Source organism: Ruminococcus callidus ATCC 27760 (assembly GCF_000468015.1).
Lineage (GTDB): Bacteria > Bacillota > Clostridia > Oscillospirales > Ruminococcaceae > Ruminococcus_C > Ruminococcus_C callidus.
In genome coordinates, this window is sequence record NZ_KI260299.1 from 1 (window position 1) to 811 (window position 811).

Genomic DNA, 811 nt, shown 5'->3' on the forward strand with positions numbered 1-811 from the left:
AAAGTCGCCAGACGCTCTTTGTACGGTATTGCCTAAAAATACGTTTGAAAACAGGCAGTCTATCCTGCTTGCTTATAGTATAGCATAATTGTGACGGAGATGCAAGGGAATTTTCCAAAAACAGATCTGGAATTCCCGTTCGGAGGAGGAGAACATCATGCAAATTCGAAAAGCAACAACACAGGATTTGGAATGTGTGCGGGAACTCACGCGGGAAACAATTTGTCAGATTTATCCCAAGTACTATCCCGCAGGAGCCGTGCAATTCTTTCTGAATCATCACTGCGACGGGAAAATTTCGGCAGATATTCGGCAGGGGTGCGTGTATCTGGCTGAGGATCCGGCAGACGGCATTGTGGGGACAGTGACCGTAAAGGCAGACGAGATCAGCCGGCTGTTTGTGCTGCCGGAGCAGCAGCGAAAGGGCTACGGACAGGCACTTCTGGCATATGCCGAACAGCAGGTCTTTGCGGCATACCCGCAGGCGACGCTGGACGCATCACTGCCGGCAAAGGCAATGTATCTGAAACAGGGGTATCACGCACAGGCATTTCACAGCCTGCCTGCGGAGGGATTGACGTTTTTATGCTATGATGTCATGGTAAAAGCCAGATAGTGGCGTACACCAAAAATTGCGTATTCGGGTAAAAATGAAAAAATGACAAGAACGACAACAAGGCAGGTCAATGGGGGTTGACCTGCCCTGTTGTTTTTGTATGCTCTCGCAAAAACCAAAACCGCCCGCAGCTTGGGAAAATTCCTTTGCTGCGGGCGGTTTTGCCTTTAGGCAATACCGCACAAAGAGCGTCTG

At 49.7% G+C, this 811-nt stretch carries 1 protein-coding gene; it reads left to right on the forward strand.

Annotation, left to right across the window (positions count from 1 at the left end):
- Positions 1-157: 157 nt before the first annotated feature.
- A complete protein-coding gene (locus RUMCAL_RS01695) occupies positions 158-616 on the forward strand; it encodes a GNAT family N-acetyltransferase (RefSeq protein WP_021680699.1) in 459 nt (152 codons plus the stop codon).
- The last annotated feature ends 195 nt before the right edge of the window (positions 617-811 follow it).